The following is a 15,218-nucleotide window of genomic DNA, read 5'->3' on the forward strand; positions in this document are numbered from 1 at the left end:
GCATGAATCTATCTTTTCTACTACCAGAGCCTGTGCCACAACTAGGAAAAGGAGAAGTTGGAGCATGAAAGCTTGGTCCATCGTCGGTATAATGGTGTATCTGTTGTCGGCGTACAATAGTGCGGCTCAAGATACCATAGACTACGCTCCTTTCCGCCTAATTGATGAGTCTGAGCACATCATAGCTCTCAATGGCATCATAGATTTCCGCGCGCCATTGGCCTTTCGCCGTATTCTCACGGCACGCAAAGATGTAAAGGCTATTTTTTTGAACAGCGCAGGCGGATCCGTTCAAGCGGCGTTACTGATAGCCGAAGAAATTCACGAACGTAAAATAGCTACCATCATTCCACCGGGAGCTAATTGTATGTCTGCCTGCGCTTTTATCTTTTTGGCAGGAGACGCTAGATTAGCTACGGGAAGCCTAGGGGTGCATCAGATTTCAGGCGGCAGCGACCTCAAGGATGCCCAACTTAATTTGTCGGATATACTCGAAACTTTAGATAAGTATGACGTGAGGCAAAGTGTTATAACTAGGATGCTGCGTACCCCGCCTGAGTCAATGTACGTATTTTCCAAACAAGAAGTGATCGACTTCGGAATTAACCGAAAAGAGCAAGAGCATAGGGATACGTCGCGGCCAGATTATAAGCTGGGAGAGGAAGCGTCATCTCCGACATCGCTTTCGCCATCCAATCCGGCAGGGAAGCTGGAATTACAGGAAGAAGCCCAGAAATTCATCTTGACCTTGATTACCGCGTCCGGCTCCCTCCCGAAAAGCGAACTCTTAAAAGTTTCAAATCACATCTACGGTGAAAATGTAGCCTTTTACGGTCGGCAATTAACAAAGCGGGAAGTTCTACAGGACAAAGCAAAATACGCAGATCGGTGGCCCGTTCGTTCAAGCATTACGCGACCTGGCACCGTAAGTACACAATGCAGTGAAGAGCTATGCAGAGTGACCGGCGTCTACGATTGGATGGTATCCGATCCAAAGCGCAACAAGTCTTCCCGAGGGAGCGCCACATTCGAATATCAAATTCGAATGGTCGAAGGCTCAACTATTATTATTAGTGAAGACGGAAAGATTTTGGATCGTAATCCCGCGATTTCGAAGCCTTAGATGATAAAACTCGAAAACACTTTAAGCATTTTCCAAAACAGTGGTGCCCCGTGCCGGAATCGAACCAGCACTCCTTTCGGAACCTGATTTTGAGTCAGGCGCGTCTACCAATTCCGCCAACGGGGCTTCGAAAATGGTGAGAGGCCTCTAGCACAGCCCGAATGGAAAGCGCAAGCCATTTGCCAAGACTTCGTGCTGAAGCCGCTCACGTTTTTTTGGTGTGTCAGTCCCGGAGAAGTAAAGAGTTCTCATTTACAGGCGCCCTCGTCTCACCTAATCAGATGGCAAAGATTTGGTCCTCCCGGAGAGACTTGGCATGAGCGCTGCACCATCCACTGAGACCCGTCGCTTCCTGATGGGCCATTCGCTCATCCTTGCGCTTGGCATGGCAGCAACTGTCGGCACTGCACTGGGTTTCCAGCATATCGGCGGCTACATCCCCTGCGCACTCTGCCTTCTGCAGCGTGAACCCTATTATTGGGCCATTCCTGTCGCTCTGGGTGCTCTGGTCACAGCAGCTTTTCGCCTTCCGCCAGCCGTTACGCGTGTTCTTCTGGGACTCGTGGGCATCATGATGCTGGTTGGCGCTGGGATGGGTGTCTATCACGCCGGTGTGGAATGGCATTTCTGGGCAGGTCCGGCTACGTGCTCGACCACTGCCAATGGCATGACGACCAACGCCGGCAACCTGCTCGGTGATCTGAACAGCGTCCACGGCCCATCCTGCACCGAAGCTGCCCTTCGCGTGCTAGGTCTTTCCTTTGCTGGATGGAATGTCATCGCCAGCGTGATCCTGGCGGGAATTGCCTTTCGCGCCGTTTTCAAGCGCACCTGATCATCAGGGCTGTAGCTCGGTATCCCAGTAGAGATAGTCCATCCAGCTTTCATGCAGATAGTTGGGTGGAAACAGGCGGCCGTTGTTGTGAAGATCCTGCACGGTGGGCGGATAGGGCTTCTGCGCCGGGAACATGCCTGCTTGCTTGGGAAGCTTGCTGCCTTTTTTCAGATTGCAGGGGGAGCAGGCAGCCACCACATTTTCCCAGGTTGTTTCCCCGCCATGGGCTCGGGGTATGACGTGATCGAAGGTTAGATCATCGTGAGAGCCGCAATATTGGCACTCGAATTTATCACGAAGAAAAACGTTGAAGCGGGTAAAGGCCGGGTTTCGAGTGGGTTGTATGTAGGTTTTCAGACTGACGACGCTTGGTAATCGCATCGAGAAGGTGGGAGAAGAAACCGAGTGATCATATTCCGCTATGATGTTCACACGGTCGAGGAAAACCGCCTTGATCGCGTCCTGCCAGGACCAGAGCGACAAGGGATAATAACTCAGCGGCCGGTAGTCAGCGTTCAAAACGAGCGCCGGCAGGGCCTGCGGGGAGACTGCAATCGTCAACGGACGCTCCTCACCGATTCGGGCTTTGTTCCTTCTATATTAGGTCCGTTGTTACAGGAATGTGAAGCCCCTTTGATGTCGCAGCCGAATGATTCGCGAATCAGTCTATCGGCGCTCCAGTTCTTCCCATGAAGTTGGCGTAATAGGCCCAGAAAAGACGGGCGGCGATGGAGCGCCACGGCTGCCACGCTGAAGCGATATTGGCGGTATCGGCAATCGTTGGCCGCGCTTCCAGCTTCAACCCATGGCCGACGGCCGCACGCAGAGCAACATCGCCAGCCGGAAAGATATCCGCGTGGCCTTCGCAGAACATGAGATAAACCTCTGCCGTCCAGAGGCCGACGCCTTTCAGCTGCATCAGTTCGCTGAGTGCCTTAGACGGCGTGAGCGCAGAAAAGCCCGCAAGATCGAGTTTGCCGCTCGTCACTGCCTCCGCAACGCCTAAAAGCGTGGCGAGCTTGGCGCGGGAAAGGCCGAAGCCAGACACCTTTTCGGGCGAACATCCAAGAAAGCCATGGGCCGAGATTGCGCCCGCCGCTTCCATCCGCCTCCAGATGGCCGAGGCCGCAGCCTTGGAGATGACCTGTGAAACGATGATGTTGGCGAGCCCTTCAAAGCCCGGAGAAAGCAAGCGCAACGGCAAGGGCCCTGCCGCCGCCACGATAGGAAAAAGCCGGGTGTCGAGCATCATCAACTCGTTCAATCCAATTTCCAGATCCTGTTCGCTGGCAATCAGAGCCATCGTGTTTGTCTCCATTTCATGGCAGAAGGGAGCATGTCCTTAAATGCGCGTCATCCCGTTTTCCGCTTTGCACCCAGTCCTAACGGGCTTTTGCATCTAGGCCATGCCTATTCCGCCTTGTTGAACCAGAAAATGGCAATGGAGAGCGGCGGCAGGCTGCTGTTACGGATCGAGGATATCGACCAGACGCGCTGCCGCCCTGAACTGGAAGAGTACATTTATCGTGACCTTGCCTGGATCGGCTTCCAGTGGGAAGAGCCCGTACGACGGCAGTCGGATCATCTGGCAGCGTATGCTTCTGCCCTTCAGAGACTTGAACAACAGGGCCTCATCTATCCCGCCTTCCTGACCCGCGGGGAGGTGAAGCAGCGGGTTGCCGCCTGGGAAGTCGAAGGGCAAACCTGGCCGCGTGACCCGGATGGCGCGCCGCATTATCCAGACGATGACCGGCACCGAAGCTCCGTGGAGCGGCAGGAGCTTATAGATAGCGGTAAGCGCTATGCTCTGCGGCTTGATATGGCAAAGGCTGTCGAACTGGCAGGGGCTGGCTTGAGCTGGCATGAGACAGGCGAAGACGCTCGTGGAGCGATTGAAGCCAATCCGTGCGAATGGGGAGATGTGATCCTGTCACGCTCGGATGCACCATCCAGCTATCACCTATCCGTCGTGGTTGATGATGCAGCGCAAGGCGTGACGAACGTGGTTCGCGGGCTTGATCTCTTCAAGGCAACAGCAGTCCATCGTTTACTTCAGCGATTGCTCGACCTGCCAGAACCTGTCTACCACCATCACAGGCTGATCATCGGTGAGGATGGGCGCAAGCTTTCCAAAAGCGAGCAGGCAACCGGGCTGTCGGCTTTGCGGGATGACGGACAATCAGCGATGAATATCCGCCGCCTCCTTGGCTTTTGAACGAATCGTGCTTTCGATGGGTTGCTGCCCTTGCCGTGCATGTTTGAGCGCCGAATAGACACGGTATTTCATCAAAGCTGCGTTCACTTCCGCGCCCAGCATGAAGATGACACCGACCATATAGAGAAACACCAGCACCACCATGACAGAGGCGAGGCCCGCATAGGTCGCCGCATAGTTGGCAAAGGTGGAAAGGTAGGAGGCAAAGGCAAAGGCAAAGCCTGTCCAGCACAACAGCGTCAGCAGGATTCCGGGCAGGATGTCGATGATACGGCGGTTTCCGGCGGGCAGGAATTTGTGGCACACGATCAGCCCTGCAAGCAGAACGATCACAGTGCCAAGGACGCCAAAGTTTGAAACTGCGGAAAGCTCATCCTGCAGCCAAGGAAAGCGCGTTCCGGCAATGCGAATGGCAATGGGAATTGCTACGAGGACGATGCTGATCGCCGCGAAAATAACGACGGCGACGATAACATAGCCAAGGCTCGTCAGGCGCGTCACATACCATGCCCTGTTCTCGGCCACGCGGTAAGCCCGGTTAAGCGAGATGCGCAGCGCTTCCACGCCATTGGAGGCGAAATAGGCGGCAGCCAGAACCGAAATCGTCAGCAGGCCGCCACGCGGTATCTCCAGCACACGGTTGACCTCCGCTGCCAGAGGTTCGGCAATATCGGTGGGCCATGTATCGAAAAGCAGGTGGACCGCCGTGGCCGAGAAGGTGCTTGCGCCCAAAAAACCTGCCAAGGCAGTACCAAAAATCAGAAAAGGAAACAGCGCAAGCAAACCGGAAAGCGCCACATGGCTTGCCATGGCCCAACCGTCGTCATCGTTGAAGTGCCAATAGGCATCGTATAAAACCTTGAAGGCAAGCCGATGCCACCGGATTTGCGCCACGTCGTCTGCCAATGGGAACTCCGTTGTCACTGCTTCCAGAATATGGGAAATGCGGTTGAAATTGTAAGGGAGCAAGGATGTCGCGGCAAAAAAGCATCATCATCACAGGATGCTCCTCGGGCATAGGTGCCTATTGCGCCCGCGCGTTGCAGCGGGATGGGTGGCGGGTCTTTGCTACAGTACGCCGTGAAGCTGATCTTGGACCACTTCAGGCCGATGGTTTCGAAGCGTTGATGATGGATTACACACGCCAGGAAACCATTGATTCCCTGGTTCAGGAGGTCGCTTCCCGCACGGGAGGACAGATCGATGCGCTGTTCAACAATGGTGCCTATGGCCAGCCCGGCGCAGTGGAAGATCTTTCAACCGATGTCCTGCGCCTGCAATTTGAAACCAATGTGTTTGGCTGGCATGAACTGACGCGACAAATCATCCCCTTCATGCGAGCCCAAGGCTCGGGCCGCATCGTCCAGTGCTCGTCCATCCTCGGGCTCGTGCCATATCGCTATCGCGGAGCCTATAATGCCTCGAAGCACGCGATCGAAGGCTTGAGCGTGACGTTACGAATGGAGCTGGACGGAAGCGGCATCTTTGTGAGCCTCATTGAGCCGGGACCCATCGAATCGCGATTTACAGCCAACGCGCTTGCCGCCGTTAACGCGCATATCGATGTGGAAAATTCAGCGCATCGGGAAGAATATCGCCGACAACTGGCGCGACTGGATGGCACAGGCCCAGCTAACAAACATAAACTTGGTCCAGACGCGGTCTACGACGTGTTAAAACACGCCTTGACCGCTCCGCGCCCGCGGCCACATTACATAGTCACCACACCAGCCAAAAAAGGCGTATTGGCAAAGCGTCTGCTTCCGGCAGATCTGCTCTACAAGCTCTTGCGTAAAATGGATTGATACCGAACGGCACCTCCGGGGGAAAGGTTAAGACATCATGTCAAGTTTCACGACGATCCTGACGCTGATCGTCATGGGTCTGGTTGTTCTCGTTCTCATCAAAGGACTCTTCAACATGGTGAAGGGCACCGATGCGAACCGCTCCAACAAACTGATGCAACTGCGTGTCCTGTTGCAGGCCGTCGCCATCATACTCATCATGTTCACGCTCTGGCTGACGGGCGGAGGTCGATAAACCTTGGTAAAGCTGAATAAGATTTATACACGTACCGGCGATGACGGCACGACCGGTCTCGTTTGCGGTCCACGCCGCTTGAAGCACGATCTGCGGGTCGAGGCCTATGGCACGGTTGACGAGACGAATGCGGTGATTGGCGTGGCCCGCCTGCACACAGGCGAACATCTTCAATTGGATGCCATGCTCATGCGCATCCAGAATGACCTGTTTGATCTCGGAGCAGATCTCGCAACGCCGGATACCGGCGAGAAACTCGAATGGGAGCCACTTCGCATCATACAGGCTCAGGTGGACCGGCTGGAGCGAGAGATCGATGAACTGAATGCATCGCTCGATCCACTGACCTCCTTCGTTCTGCCCGGCGGCGCACCTGCTGCTGCCCACCTGCATGTCGCACGCACCGTTTCGCGCCGCGCAGAAAGGCTGATGGTTGAGCTTTCGAAGTCAGAGGGCGAGGTGATTTCCGCACCTGCGTTGAAATACATCAACCGCCTGTCGGACTTCCTGTTCGTCGCCTCCCGCTTCGTCAATGATGGCGGCAAGGCGGATATTCTTTGGGTTCCCGGCAAGAATCGTTAGCCGGTCGGAATCGAGAGCCGCTGCATGTTCATTCCGATCTATGATGTGAACCGCCTGAAATATATCCGGCTGCAATATGTCACAATCGGGCTCATCCTTTTGAACTGCTTGGTGTGGTTGGTTACCCGCGCAATGACGCCCGGCGAGGCGGATTTTGCCACGCTTGCCCTCGGCTTCATTCCAGTCGTTAGCTTCGACTACGCAACCCTGCCCCCGATCTTCGGCCTACTGCCCGATAAGGCATCCTTCCTCACTTACGCCTTTCTCCACGTGGATTTCTGGCATCTTCTGAGCAACATGGTCTTTCTCTGGGTGTTCGGCGATAATGTGGAGGATGCGCTCGGCCACTTTCGTTTCCTGGTTTTCTATCTTGTTTGCGCCGTGGCTGGCGCCCTGCTGCACGGCCTGCTCGATCCGTTTTCCGCAGCACCATTGATTGGTGCTTCCGGTGCCGTTTCCGGCGTGGTCGCGGCCTATCTCATTCTGCACCCGCGCGTGCGACTCTGGACCCTGGTTTTCTTCCGCATCCCCTTGCCACTGCCTGCCTTCATCCCCCTTGCCCTGTGGATCGGCCAGCAATTCCTAATGCTGATATTGGATGTCCGGGGCTTCGTGTCCTGGGGCGCGCATGTTGGAGGCATTGTTGCAGGCGCGTTTCTGGTCATCATCTTGCGCAGAAGTGGCGTGCCGCTCTTCGATCGTGCCGTGGTGACACCGAGTGCCGCCGAAATGAAGGATTGATCTATCCGTCAGGGAATGGGGGGATGACCAAATAGCACAACCGCAAAAACCGAAAACTCTTTGTATTCGGTGCAAAAATGTCTATCCATGTCGCCTATTGACAATCAGCGGCATGGGAGAGGCCGCATTTTCCCCATGGTCAGTTTGAGGAAGGAAGTCATGAAGATCCTTGTGCCTGTAAAGCGGGTGGTTGATTACAACGTGAAGATCCGCGTCAAGGCGGATGGGACGGGCGTTGAGCTTGCCAACGTGAAAATGTCGATGAACCCCTTCGACGAAATTTCCGTGGAAGAGGCCCTTCGCTTGAAGGAAGCCGGTAAGGCGGAAGAGATTGTCGTGGTCTCCATTGGCCCGGCCAAGTCGGAAGAAACGATCCGTACAGCGCTTGCTATGGGCGCGGATCGCGGCATCCTGATCGAGACGGACGAAACCGTTGAGCCGCTTGCTGTGGCAAAGCTCTTGAAGGGCGTGGTTGAGGCGGAAAATCCAGGTCTCGTCATCCTCGGCAAGCAGGCCATTGACGACGATTCGAACCAGACCGGCCAGATGCTCGCTGCCCTTCTCAAGTGGGGTCAGGCCACATTCGCATCCAAGGTTGAACTGGGTGACGGTTCTGCCAAGGTTACGCGCGAAGTGGATGGCGGTCTTCAGACCATCGAGGTCAAGCTTCCGGCAATCGTCACGACCGATCTTCGCCTGAACGAGCCGCGTTACGCTTCGCTGCCGAATATCATGAAGGCCAAGAAGAAGCCCCTCGACAAGAAATCACCGGCCGATTTCGGCGTTGATCTGGCACCACGCCTCAAGGTCCTCAAGACTGAAGAACCAGGCGGTCGCAAGGCCGGCATCAAGGTCAAGAGCGTCGCCGAATTGGTCGAGAAGCTCAAGACCGAAGCAGGCGTGCTGTAAGGAAAGGGATAACGATAATGGCTATTCTTCTTCTCGCGGAACACGATGGCGCAAGCGTCTCCGACCAAACCGCAAAGGCCCTGACGGCTGCTGCAAAAATTGGTGGCGATGTGCATGTGCTGGTCGCTGGCTCCAATGCCAAGGGTGCAGCCGATGCGGCTTCGAAGCTCTCCGGCGTTTCCAAGGTGCTTCTGGCCGATGACGCGGCTTACGCCAACAATCTGGCAGAGCCGGTGGCCGATCTCATCGTCTCGCTGGCTGGCTCCTACGATGTTGTCATCGCTGCGGCCACTGCGTCAGCCAAGAACGTGATGCCACGCGTTGCAGCCCTCTTGGATGTGATGCAGGTTTCGGAAATCATCGAGGTTGTCTCCGCAGACACCTTCAAGCGTCCAATCTATGCAGGCAACGCTATCCAGACTGTTCAGTCGACGGATGCCAAGAAGGTTGTCACCGTTCGTACTGCTGCCTTTGCTGCGACGGCGGAAGGTGGCTCTGCTTCGGTTGAAACCATCTCGGCTGCTGGCAACCCAGGCGTCTCCTCCTTTATTGGCGATGCATTGTCTTCGTCCGACCGTCCCGAACTCACCTCCGCCAAGATCATCGTGTCCGGTGGGCGCGCTCTGGGTTCTTCGGAGAAGTTCAAGGAAGTCATCCTGCCGCTGGCAGACAAGCTGGGTGCCGCCGTTGGCGCATCCCGTGCAGCTGTCGATGCTGGTTATGCACCGAACGACTGGCAGGTTGGCCAAACGGGTAAGGTGGTCGCGCCTGATCTTTACATCGCCTGCGGTATTTCCGGTGCCATCCAGCACTTGGCTGGCATGAAGGATTCCAAGGTTATCGTCGCGATCAACAAGGATGAGGAAGCGCCGATTTTCCAGGTGGCAGATTATGGCCTCGTTGGCGATCTTTTCGAACTTCTTCCGGAGCTACAGAAGTCGCTCTGATAATTCGATAGATCAATCAGTAAATAAGGCCGCGCTAGGCAAACCAGCGCGGCCTTATTCATTTCTGAAACGGGGAGAGATCAAAATTCTTCCCAGTCAGCATCCTTGCTGGTGGCTGTTGCGGAAGCGCTTGAAAAGCTACTGGACAATTTGCTCATCAGCGCCTTGGCTGGAGACGGTGCAGACCGACTTTTCGTATCTGCCGGCTTCACCTTCGCGGCAACTGGACGTGCTGGCACGGAGACCGGAAGCGGGCGATGCTCCGGCGCAATCGGCTGAGACGGTTTGAAGCTCGAAACCGGCGCACGCTCATCGAGACGGAAGCCGGAAATAAGGCCAGACAGGTCCTGCGCGTCGCGCGTCAGCTTGGACATATCCGCATTGGTTTTCTCGGCCATCTGCGAATTTTGCTGGGTCGTGGTTTCCATCTGGCGGATTGCCGAGGAAATTTCACGTACGCTTTCCTGTTGCTCGCCTGCCGCATCGGCGATGGAGGCAATCTGCGCATTGATCCGCGCCACCTGATCGGCAATGCCACCAAGGGCTTCGCCAGTGTTTTCAACCAGGCCAACACCGGTTTTGACCGCATCGCCCGACTTGCTGATCAGCGCCTTGATTTCGCGGGCAGCATTGGCGGAACGTTGCGCCAGTTCTCGCACTTCCTGTGCAACAACCGCAAAACCCTTGCCCGCCTCTCCGGCACGCGCGGCTTCGACACCGGCATTCAGCGCCAATAGGTTGGTCTGGAAGGCAATCTCGTCAATCACATTGATGATTTTCGAAATCTCAAGCGACGCCTGCTCAATCCGCTGCATGGCTTCAACGGCAGTGCTGACGATCTCTCCCGACCGCTCTGTCGAGAGTTTCGCATCGGCAACCATCTGCCGCGCAGAGGCTGCACGCTCAGCCGAAACCTGAATGGCCTCCATGATCTGCGTAATGACTGCCGATGTTTCCTCAATCGCAGCGGCCTGCTGCTCGGAACGGCGAGAAAGATCGTCTGTCGCAGACATCATCTCGTTTGCCGTGGTAGAGATGGAGCCTGTGCTACCGGCTACACGTTGCATGATTTCAGAAAGGTTGCGGATCGACTGGTTGAAATCCAGCCGCAAGCGGTCGAGACCTTCCATGAACGGTCGGTCGATACTGGCGGTCAGATCGCCGGAGGCAAGGCGACGCAAGCCCTCCCCCAGGATCTCGACCGTCTGCTGCAAGCGAGCCGTTTCCTGCGTCCGCGTGGCTTCACGAAGCTGGCGCTCCTGTTCCGCAGTCTGTCGATCCCGATCGGCAGCACTCTGCAGTGCCATTTTTTCAATGGCTGCATCCCGGAAAACGGCAACAGAGCGGGCCATATCTCCCAATTCGTCGCGGCGTCCCTCGCCTTTCAATTCCACAGAGGTATCGCCACCGGCAAGCCCAGTCATGGCGGATACGAGATCGCGGATGGGGTTGGTGATGGTGCGCGAAAAGAAGACAGCTGCGGCAATAGCAGCCACCACCATGCAGGCGGTGATGATAAAGATTACATTGCGCAAATGGCTCAACGCATTCAGCGCTTCTGATTCCTGCATCAGAGCAGCGATAGCCCACTGATTGCCAGCGAAGGTCAGCGGCATGACTGCGGCCAATCTTGTGCCCTGTGCACCAATCACTGCACCAGTTTGCGCCTTTCCGTCCAAGGCGGCCCTGATCACAGGTTGATCCAGTTTTTCTTCCAGAACAGCACCGCCCGGCGAAACAGGGGAGGCGGTGATGAACCTGGCATCGGCGTTCAGCAGTCGCGTCTCACCCGTCTCACCTAACCCGACCCGATTGTTGAAAATCGCATTAAGTCCCTGTGCATCCACTGCAACGGCCAGGACACCCACCTTAACATCGCCCTGAAAAAGCGGCGTCGCCATGAAAAGCATCGGCTGTTTGCCAGCGCCATAGGCCACGAAATCCGACATGGCGAAGGCATCACGATCCTCAACCTCCGCCATCTTGCGGAAGACAGTGCCAAGTGCGCCATCTTTCAAGGCAGGATCGGCAAGGTTAGAGGCATATTCGCTATTCTTCTGGACGCTGTAGAGAATGGTGCCCTTGCCGTCGATGAGAAAGACATCCGCGTAATTCAAGCGCTGCAGGGAAGCGCGCAGAAGAGGGTGATAAAGTGCATGATTACTGTCATAGGTATCGACGCGGGCAGTATCGAGAAGTGCCTTTTTACCGTCAGGATTGGGGTTGTCGGTAATATAGCGCTGCGTCAGCGTAGCCTTTGGGTTTTCGCCGAGGTAGCGCCAGTCACGGCGAAATTTGCCAAGGGCTTCGCCCGTGGTTGGGGTTCCAGCCAGCGCATGCAGATTGGTCACGAGAGATTTGAGATATAGCTGCGTTTCGCTTTGTCGCCCATTCGCAACCGCTTCCAGCTTGGCAACTGCCTGCCCCCGAACGACACTCGCCGTTTCCATGAAACTGGCAACACTAGCTCCGGCAATGGAAAGCAGGGCTACCAGTGTTACGAAGACGGGAAGTTTCCAGGAAATACGCATGAAAGACAACCTCCAACGAAACATCAGAAAGCTGATCGGCCGAACCGCTCAGTTCTTGACGGATTTCCGCCGGAACTTAGCTGCAAGTGCTTTAATTAGACTTAAATTGCGTCAGCAGCTGTCAGCTGATCATATCTCTTCGCGGTTGCGTCGCATTTAAGCTGGCAAATTCGCGCATGCAGCATTATCAATTTATTCAGAGCAAAACGCCATGTGTGTTACAAGAGCAGGCGGAGGCGCGATAAAGCGTGAAGCCGGTTGAAATCACAATTCCGAATGGGGCATTATGATCACGAACGTAGGAATCGTCGGTGCGGGACAGATGGGTTGCGGCATTGCGCATGTATGTGCGCTGGCTGGCTACAAGGTCACGCTCTACGACCTCTCGAGTGAACGCATCGAAGCGGGCCTTGCCACGATCAACGGCAATCTCGCCCGTCAGGTCAGCAACGGAAAATTGAGTGACGAGGACCGTCGAGCCACGTTGTCGCGCATCACAGGCACGGTCAATACCAATGATTTTGCCTCGGCGGATCTGGTGATTGAAGCTGCGACCGAGGACGAATCCGTCAAGCGCAAGATCTTCAACACAATTTGCCCAGCCTTGAAGCCAGATGCCATTCTGGCAACAAACACCTCGTCGCTTTCCATCACACGCCTGGCATCGGCAACCGATCGCCCGGAACGCTTCATGGGTATTCACTTCATGAACCCGGTTCCGGTGATGAAGCTGGTCGAACTCGTGCGTGGCATTGCAACAGAAGAATCAACTTTCGCCACTGCCAAGCAATTTGTCAGTTCACTGGATAAGACGGTCACGGTTGCTGAAGATTTTCCGGCCTTCATCGTCAACCGCATCCTGCTGCCGATGATCAACGAAGCTATCTATACGCTGTATGAAGGTGTAGGATCCGTTGAAGCCATCGATACGGCCATGAAACTGGGCGCAAACCACCCCATGGGGCCGTTGCAACTTGCGGACTTCATCGGTCTCGATACCTGCCTCTCAATCATGCAGGTTTTGTATGATGGGCTAGCCGATAGCAAATACCGCCCTTGCCCGCTGCTGGTCAAATATGTCGAAGCTGGTTGGCTTGGCCGCAAATCCGGTCGCGGCTTTTATGATTATCGCGGCGAAATCCCGGTTCCGACGCGATAATCGAGCTATATCGCCTTACAACGCCGTTACCTTTGCAATAAAGTCCTGTGCATTCTGGCTATCCCAATGCGCAGGTCCATTCATGGCACCGATCATGCAGCCCTTCTTGTTCACCACAAGAGTGACTGGCAGCCCGAAGGCGAGACCCTCTTTCTTGAGAGCGTTAAACACGCCCATGCTGCTATCGCGGTAGTAGGCAAGCGCGTGAACGCCGGTCTCATCCAGAAATACCTTGGGCTTTTCGTCGCTGCCCGTATCGATATTGACGGCCACTACTTCAAACTGATTGCCGCCCTTGGCTTTCTGCAAATTGTTCAGCGCCGGCATTTCCTCGCGGCAGGGCACGCACCAGGTGGCCCAGAGGTTGAGCAGAACCGCGCGCCCTTCAAAATCGGCCAGCTTCAAATCCTTCCCCTCGGCATTTTTGAAGGCAAGCGAGGGAAGCAGGCGGGGCGTATCGACGCCTTTCAAGGCGGCAAGATCACCAGTGGCAAGGTCATTGATGGTCTTGGCCTCCTGAATTGCGCCTTCACAGCCCGTATCGGTCAGCGCTGTGGCATTGCCAGAGAGGGTAGGCTTCACGTATACCGCAACCGCGCCTGCCAGAACTCCAGCGATGGCGGCAATTGTAACCAGACGGGCGGACGGCAGACCCAGCGGTCTCTTGTTCGACATTTGCGACTCCAGGACGGGTAATCATGGCTGACGGCACGAAGGATGCGGGTTCCTCCAACCAGATGTGGGGCGGGCGTTTCGCCTCAGGTCCAGATGCCATCATGGAGGAGATAAATGCCTCCATCGGCTTCGACAAGAAGCTTTATGCCCAGGATATCCGCGGCTCAATCGCGCACGCCACCATGCTGGCGAAACAAGGCATTATTTCCGTCGAAGATAAAGACAAGATTGTCGAAGGTCTGAACACGATCCTGTCAGAAATCCAGGAAGGCCGCTTCGAGTTTTCCCGCAAGCTCGAAGACATTCACATGAATATCGAGGCGAGACTGGCAAACCTGATCGGCCCTGCTGCTGGACGCCTGCACACGGCCCGTTCGCGCAACGATCAAGTCGCGCTGGATTTCCGTCTCTGGGTGAAGGAAGAAATGGGCAAGACAGAAGCTGCCCTTACCGACCTGATCAACGCCCTATTGAACAAGGCGGAAGAACATGCCGATACCGTCATGCCGGGCTTTACGCACCTGCAGACGGCGCAGCCTGTTACATTCGGCCACCATTGCATGGCCTATGTGGAGATGTTCGGTCGTGACCGCGCGCGCGTTCGCCACGCCATCGACCACATGGACGAATCGCCGATTGGCGCCGCTGCTCTAGCGGGCACCGGCTTTGCTATCGACCGTCACATGACCGCAGAAGCGCTCGGCTTCCGCGGCCCGACCCGCAATTCCATCGACACGGTTTCCGACCGCGATTTTGCGCTGGAATTCCTGTCCGTTGCTTCCATCTGTGCCGTTCACCTCTCGCGCTTTGCGGAAGAAATCGTCATCTGGTCCACGCCGCAGTTCGGCTTCATCCGCCTTTCCGATGCCTTCTCCACCGGCTCCTCCATCATGCCACAAAAGAAGAACCCGGATGCCGCTGAACTCGTGCGCGCCAAAACGGGCCGCATCAATGGCTCGCTCGTCGCACTCCTCACCGTCATGAAGGGCCTGCCGCTCGCCTATTCCAAGGATATGCAGGAAGATAAGGAACAAGTGTTCGACGCAGCCGAAAACCTGGAACTGGCCATCGCCGCCATGGCAGGCATGGTGCGCGATATGACCGTTCGCGCCGACCGCATGCGCGCCGCTGCCGGTTCCGGCTTCTCGACGGCAACCGATTTGGCAGATTGGCTTGTGCGCGAGGCGGGCCTGCCCTTCCGCGATGCCCATCACGTAACTGGCCGCGCCGTGGCCATGGCAGAAGCAAAATCCTGCGATCTTTCCGATTTGAGCCTGGAAGACTTGCAATCCATCCATGCCTCGATCACCGACAAAGTATTCGATGTACTGTCCGTGGATGCCTCTGTCGCCAGCCGCACCAGCTTTGGTGGCACGGCACCCAGCGAAGTGCGCAAGCAGATTGCCTGGTGGCGCGGCCGCAATTGAGAACCGAAGAAGTGACTGCACAAGAGGCACGAAC

Annotated in this window: 16 protein-coding genes and 1 tRNA gene; 11 read left to right on the top strand and 6 right to left on the bottom strand. The window is 55.9% G+C overall.

Going from position 1 to position 15,218, the window contains the following annotated elements; translation table 11 throughout:
- Positions 1–64: 64 nt before the first annotated feature.
- Positions 65–1,123 carry a COG3904 family protein gene (locus AC0JZ1_RS18360; protein WP_471883886.1) on the top strand — a complete coding sequence of 353 codons (1,059 nt, stop codon included), beginning with the start codon at positions 65–67 and terminating at the stop codon, positions 1,121–1,123.
- A gap of 41 nt (positions 1,124–1,164) precedes the next feature.
- Here the strand turns inward: AC0JZ1_RS18360 and AC0JZ1_RS18365 are convergent.
- Positions 1,165–1,249: transfer RNA gene (locus AC0JZ1_RS18365), tRNA-Leu, on the bottom strand.
- Positions 1,250–1,439: 190 nt separating this feature from the next.
- On the opposite strand from AC0JZ1_RS18365, the gene AC0JZ1_RS18370 reads away from it, so the two are divergent.
- On the top strand, positions 1,440–1,958 hold the full coding sequence (locus tag AC0JZ1_RS18370) for a disulfide bond formation protein B (RefSeq protein ID WP_471883887.1): 519 nt from the start codon (positions 1,440–1,442) through the stop codon (positions 1,956–1,958).
- A gap of 3 nt (positions 1,959–1,961) precedes the next feature.
- On the opposite strand, the gene AC0JZ1_RS18375 is transcribed toward AC0JZ1_RS18370, so the two are convergent.
- Positions 1,962–2,519: an HNH endonuclease gene (locus tag AC0JZ1_RS18375; protein ID WP_471883888.1), complete on the bottom strand. Its 558-nt coding sequence runs from the start codon at positions 2,517–2,519 to the stop codon at positions 1,962–1,964.
- 100 nt (positions 2,520–2,619) lie between these two features.
- The gene (locus AC0JZ1_RS18380) at positions 2,620–3,261 is read right to left on the bottom strand and encodes a DNA-3-methyladenine glycosylase family protein (protein ID WP_471883889.1); all 642 of its coding nucleotides are present in this window, start codon (positions 3,259–3,261) and stop codon (positions 2,620–2,622) included.
- An 18-nt stretch (positions 3,262–3,279) separates the two neighbouring features.
- Here AC0JZ1_RS18380 and gluQRS point away from each other — a divergent pair, with 18 nt between their 5' ends.
- The gene (gene gluQRS / locus AC0JZ1_RS18385; protein ID WP_471883890.1) at positions 3,280–4,173 is read left to right on the top strand and encodes a tRNA glutamyl-Q(34) synthetase GluQRS; all 894 of its coding nucleotides are present in this window, start codon (positions 3,280–3,282) and stop codon (positions 4,171–4,173) included.
- On the opposite strand, the gene AC0JZ1_RS18390 is transcribed toward gluQRS, so the two are convergent.
- Complete coding sequence (locus tag AC0JZ1_RS18390; RefSeq protein ID WP_471883891.1) at positions 4,138–5,079, bottom strand: YihY/virulence factor BrkB family protein; 942 nt, start codon at positions 5,077–5,079, stop codon at positions 4,138–4,140. The genes gluQRS and AC0JZ1_RS18390 overlap by 36 nt on opposite strands.
- Positions 5,080–5,144: 65 nt before the next feature.
- On the opposite strand from AC0JZ1_RS18390, the gene AC0JZ1_RS18395 reads away from it, so the two are divergent.
- The 6 genes from AC0JZ1_RS18395 to AC0JZ1_RS18420 all read left to right on the top strand — a co-directional run bounded on the left by AC0JZ1_RS18395 (position 5,145) and on the right by AC0JZ1_RS18420 (position 9,392).
- Positions 5,145–5,978: an SDR family oxidoreductase gene (locus tag AC0JZ1_RS18395; protein WP_471883892.1), complete on the top strand. Its 834-nt coding sequence runs from the start codon at positions 5,145–5,147 to the stop codon at positions 5,976–5,978.
- A 37-nt stretch (positions 5,979–6,015) separates the two neighbouring features.
- The gene (locus AC0JZ1_RS18400; protein ID WP_471883893.1) at positions 6,016–6,213 is read left to right on the top strand and encodes a twin transmembrane helix small protein; all 198 of its coding nucleotides are present in this window, start codon (positions 6,016–6,018) and stop codon (positions 6,211–6,213) included.
- A gap of 3 nt (positions 6,214–6,216) precedes the next feature.
- A complete protein-coding gene (locus AC0JZ1_RS18405; protein WP_471883894.1) occupies positions 6,217–6,795 on the top strand; it encodes a cob(I)yrinic acid a,c-diamide adenosyltransferase in 579 nt (192 codons plus the stop codon).
- 24 nt (positions 6,796–6,819) lie between these two features.
- The gene (locus tag AC0JZ1_RS18410) at positions 6,820–7,536 is read left to right on the top strand and encodes a rhomboid family intramembrane serine protease (RefSeq protein WP_471883895.1); all 717 of its coding nucleotides are present in this window, start codon (positions 6,820–6,822) and stop codon (positions 7,534–7,536) included.
- Positions 7,537–7,695: 159 nt separating this feature from the next.
- The gene (locus AC0JZ1_RS18415; protein WP_471883896.1) at positions 7,696–8,445 is read left to right on the top strand and encodes an electron transfer flavoprotein subunit beta/FixA family protein; all 750 of its coding nucleotides are present in this window, start codon (positions 7,696–7,698) and stop codon (positions 8,443–8,445) included.
- Between the two features lie 17 nt (positions 8,446–8,462).
- Entirely contained in the window at positions 8,463–9,392 is a 930-nt protein-coding gene (locus tag AC0JZ1_RS18420; RefSeq protein ID WP_471883897.1) for an electron transfer flavoprotein subunit alpha/FixB family protein, read from the top strand.
- Between the two features lie 80 nt (positions 9,393–9,472).
- Here AC0JZ1_RS18420 and AC0JZ1_RS18425 read toward each other — a convergent pair whose 3' ends face one another.
- Positions 9,473–11,923: a methyl-accepting chemotaxis protein gene (locus tag AC0JZ1_RS18425; protein ID WP_471883898.1), complete on the bottom strand. Its 2,451-nt coding sequence runs from the start codon at positions 11,921–11,923 to the stop codon at positions 9,473–9,475.
- A 286-nt stretch (positions 11,924–12,209) separates the two neighbouring features.
- Between AC0JZ1_RS18425 and AC0JZ1_RS18430 the strand changes: the two genes are divergently transcribed.
- Entirely contained in the window at positions 12,210–13,082 is an 873-nt protein-coding gene (locus tag AC0JZ1_RS18430) for a 3-hydroxybutyryl-CoA dehydrogenase (RefSeq protein WP_471883899.1), read from the top strand.
- Between the two features lie 15 nt (positions 13,083–13,097).
- Here AC0JZ1_RS18430 and tlpA read toward each other — a convergent pair whose 3' ends face one another.
- Positions 13,098–13,757 carry a thiol:disulfide interchange protein TlpA gene (gene tlpA, locus AC0JZ1_RS18435; RefSeq protein WP_471883900.1) on the bottom strand — a complete coding sequence of 220 codons (660 nt, stop codon included), beginning with the start codon at positions 13,755–13,757 and terminating at the stop codon, positions 13,098–13,100.
- Positions 13,758–13,780: 23 nt separating this feature from the next.
- Here tlpA and argH point away from each other — a divergent pair, with 23 nt between their 5' ends.
- Entirely contained in the window at positions 13,781–15,184 is a 1,404-nt protein-coding gene (gene argH, locus AC0JZ1_RS18440) for an argininosuccinate lyase (protein WP_471883901.1), read from the top strand.
- The last annotated feature ends 34 nt before the right edge of the window (positions 15,185–15,218 follow it).

The sequence above is a fragment of the Affinirhizobium capsici genome (assembly GCF_977018625.1).

What these genes read in the sequence shown, in the direction of transcription:
- tlpA (WP_471883900.1), bottom strand. Translation starts at nt 13,757, where the DNA reads ATGTCGAACAAGAGACCGCTGGGTCTGCCGTCCGCCCGTCTGGTTACA.
- AC0JZ1_RS18415 (WP_471883896.1), top strand. Translation starts at nt 7,696, where the DNA reads ATGAAGATCCTTGTGCCTGTAAAGCGGGTGGTTGATTACAACGTGAAG.
- AC0JZ1_RS18380 (WP_471883889.1), bottom strand. Translation starts at nt 3,261, where the DNA reads ATGGCTCTGATTGCCAGCGAACAGGATCTGGAAATTGGATTGAACGAG.
- AC0JZ1_RS18420 (WP_471883897.1), top strand. Translation starts at nt 8,463, where the DNA reads ATGGCTATTCTTCTTCTCGCGGAACACGATGGCGCAAGCGTCTCCGAC.
- AC0JZ1_RS18360 (WP_471883886.1), top strand. Translation starts at nt 65, where the DNA reads ATGAAAGCTTGGTCCATCGTCGGTATAATGGTGTATCTGTTGTCGGCG.
- AC0JZ1_RS18370 (WP_471883887.1), top strand. Translation starts at nt 1,440, where the DNA reads ATGAGCGCTGCACCATCCACTGAGACCCGTCGCTTCCTGATGGGCCAT.
- AC0JZ1_RS18410 (WP_471883895.1), top strand. Translation starts at nt 6,820, where the DNA reads ATGTTCATTCCGATCTATGATGTGAACCGCCTGAAATATATCCGGCTG.
- gluQRS (WP_471883890.1), top strand. Translation starts at nt 3,280, where the DNA reads ATGGCAGAAGGGAGCATGTCCTTAAATGCGCGTCATCCCGTTTTCCGC.
- argH (WP_471883901.1), top strand. Translation starts at nt 13,781, where the DNA reads ATGGCTGACGGCACGAAGGATGCGGGTTCCTCCAACCAGATGTGGGGC.
- AC0JZ1_RS18400 (WP_471883893.1), top strand. Translation starts at nt 6,016, where the DNA reads ATGTCAAGTTTCACGACGATCCTGACGCTGATCGTCATGGGTCTGGTT.
- AC0JZ1_RS18395 (WP_471883892.1), top strand. Translation starts at nt 5,145, where the DNA reads ATGTCGCGGCAAAAAAGCATCATCATCACAGGATGCTCCTCGGGCATA.
- AC0JZ1_RS18430 (WP_471883899.1), top strand. Translation starts at nt 12,210, where the DNA reads ATGATCACGAACGTAGGAATCGTCGGTGCGGGACAGATGGGTTGCGGC.
- AC0JZ1_RS18425 (WP_471883898.1), bottom strand. Translation starts at nt 11,923, where the DNA reads ATGCGTATTTCCTGGAAACTTCCCGTCTTCGTAACACTGGTAGCCCTG.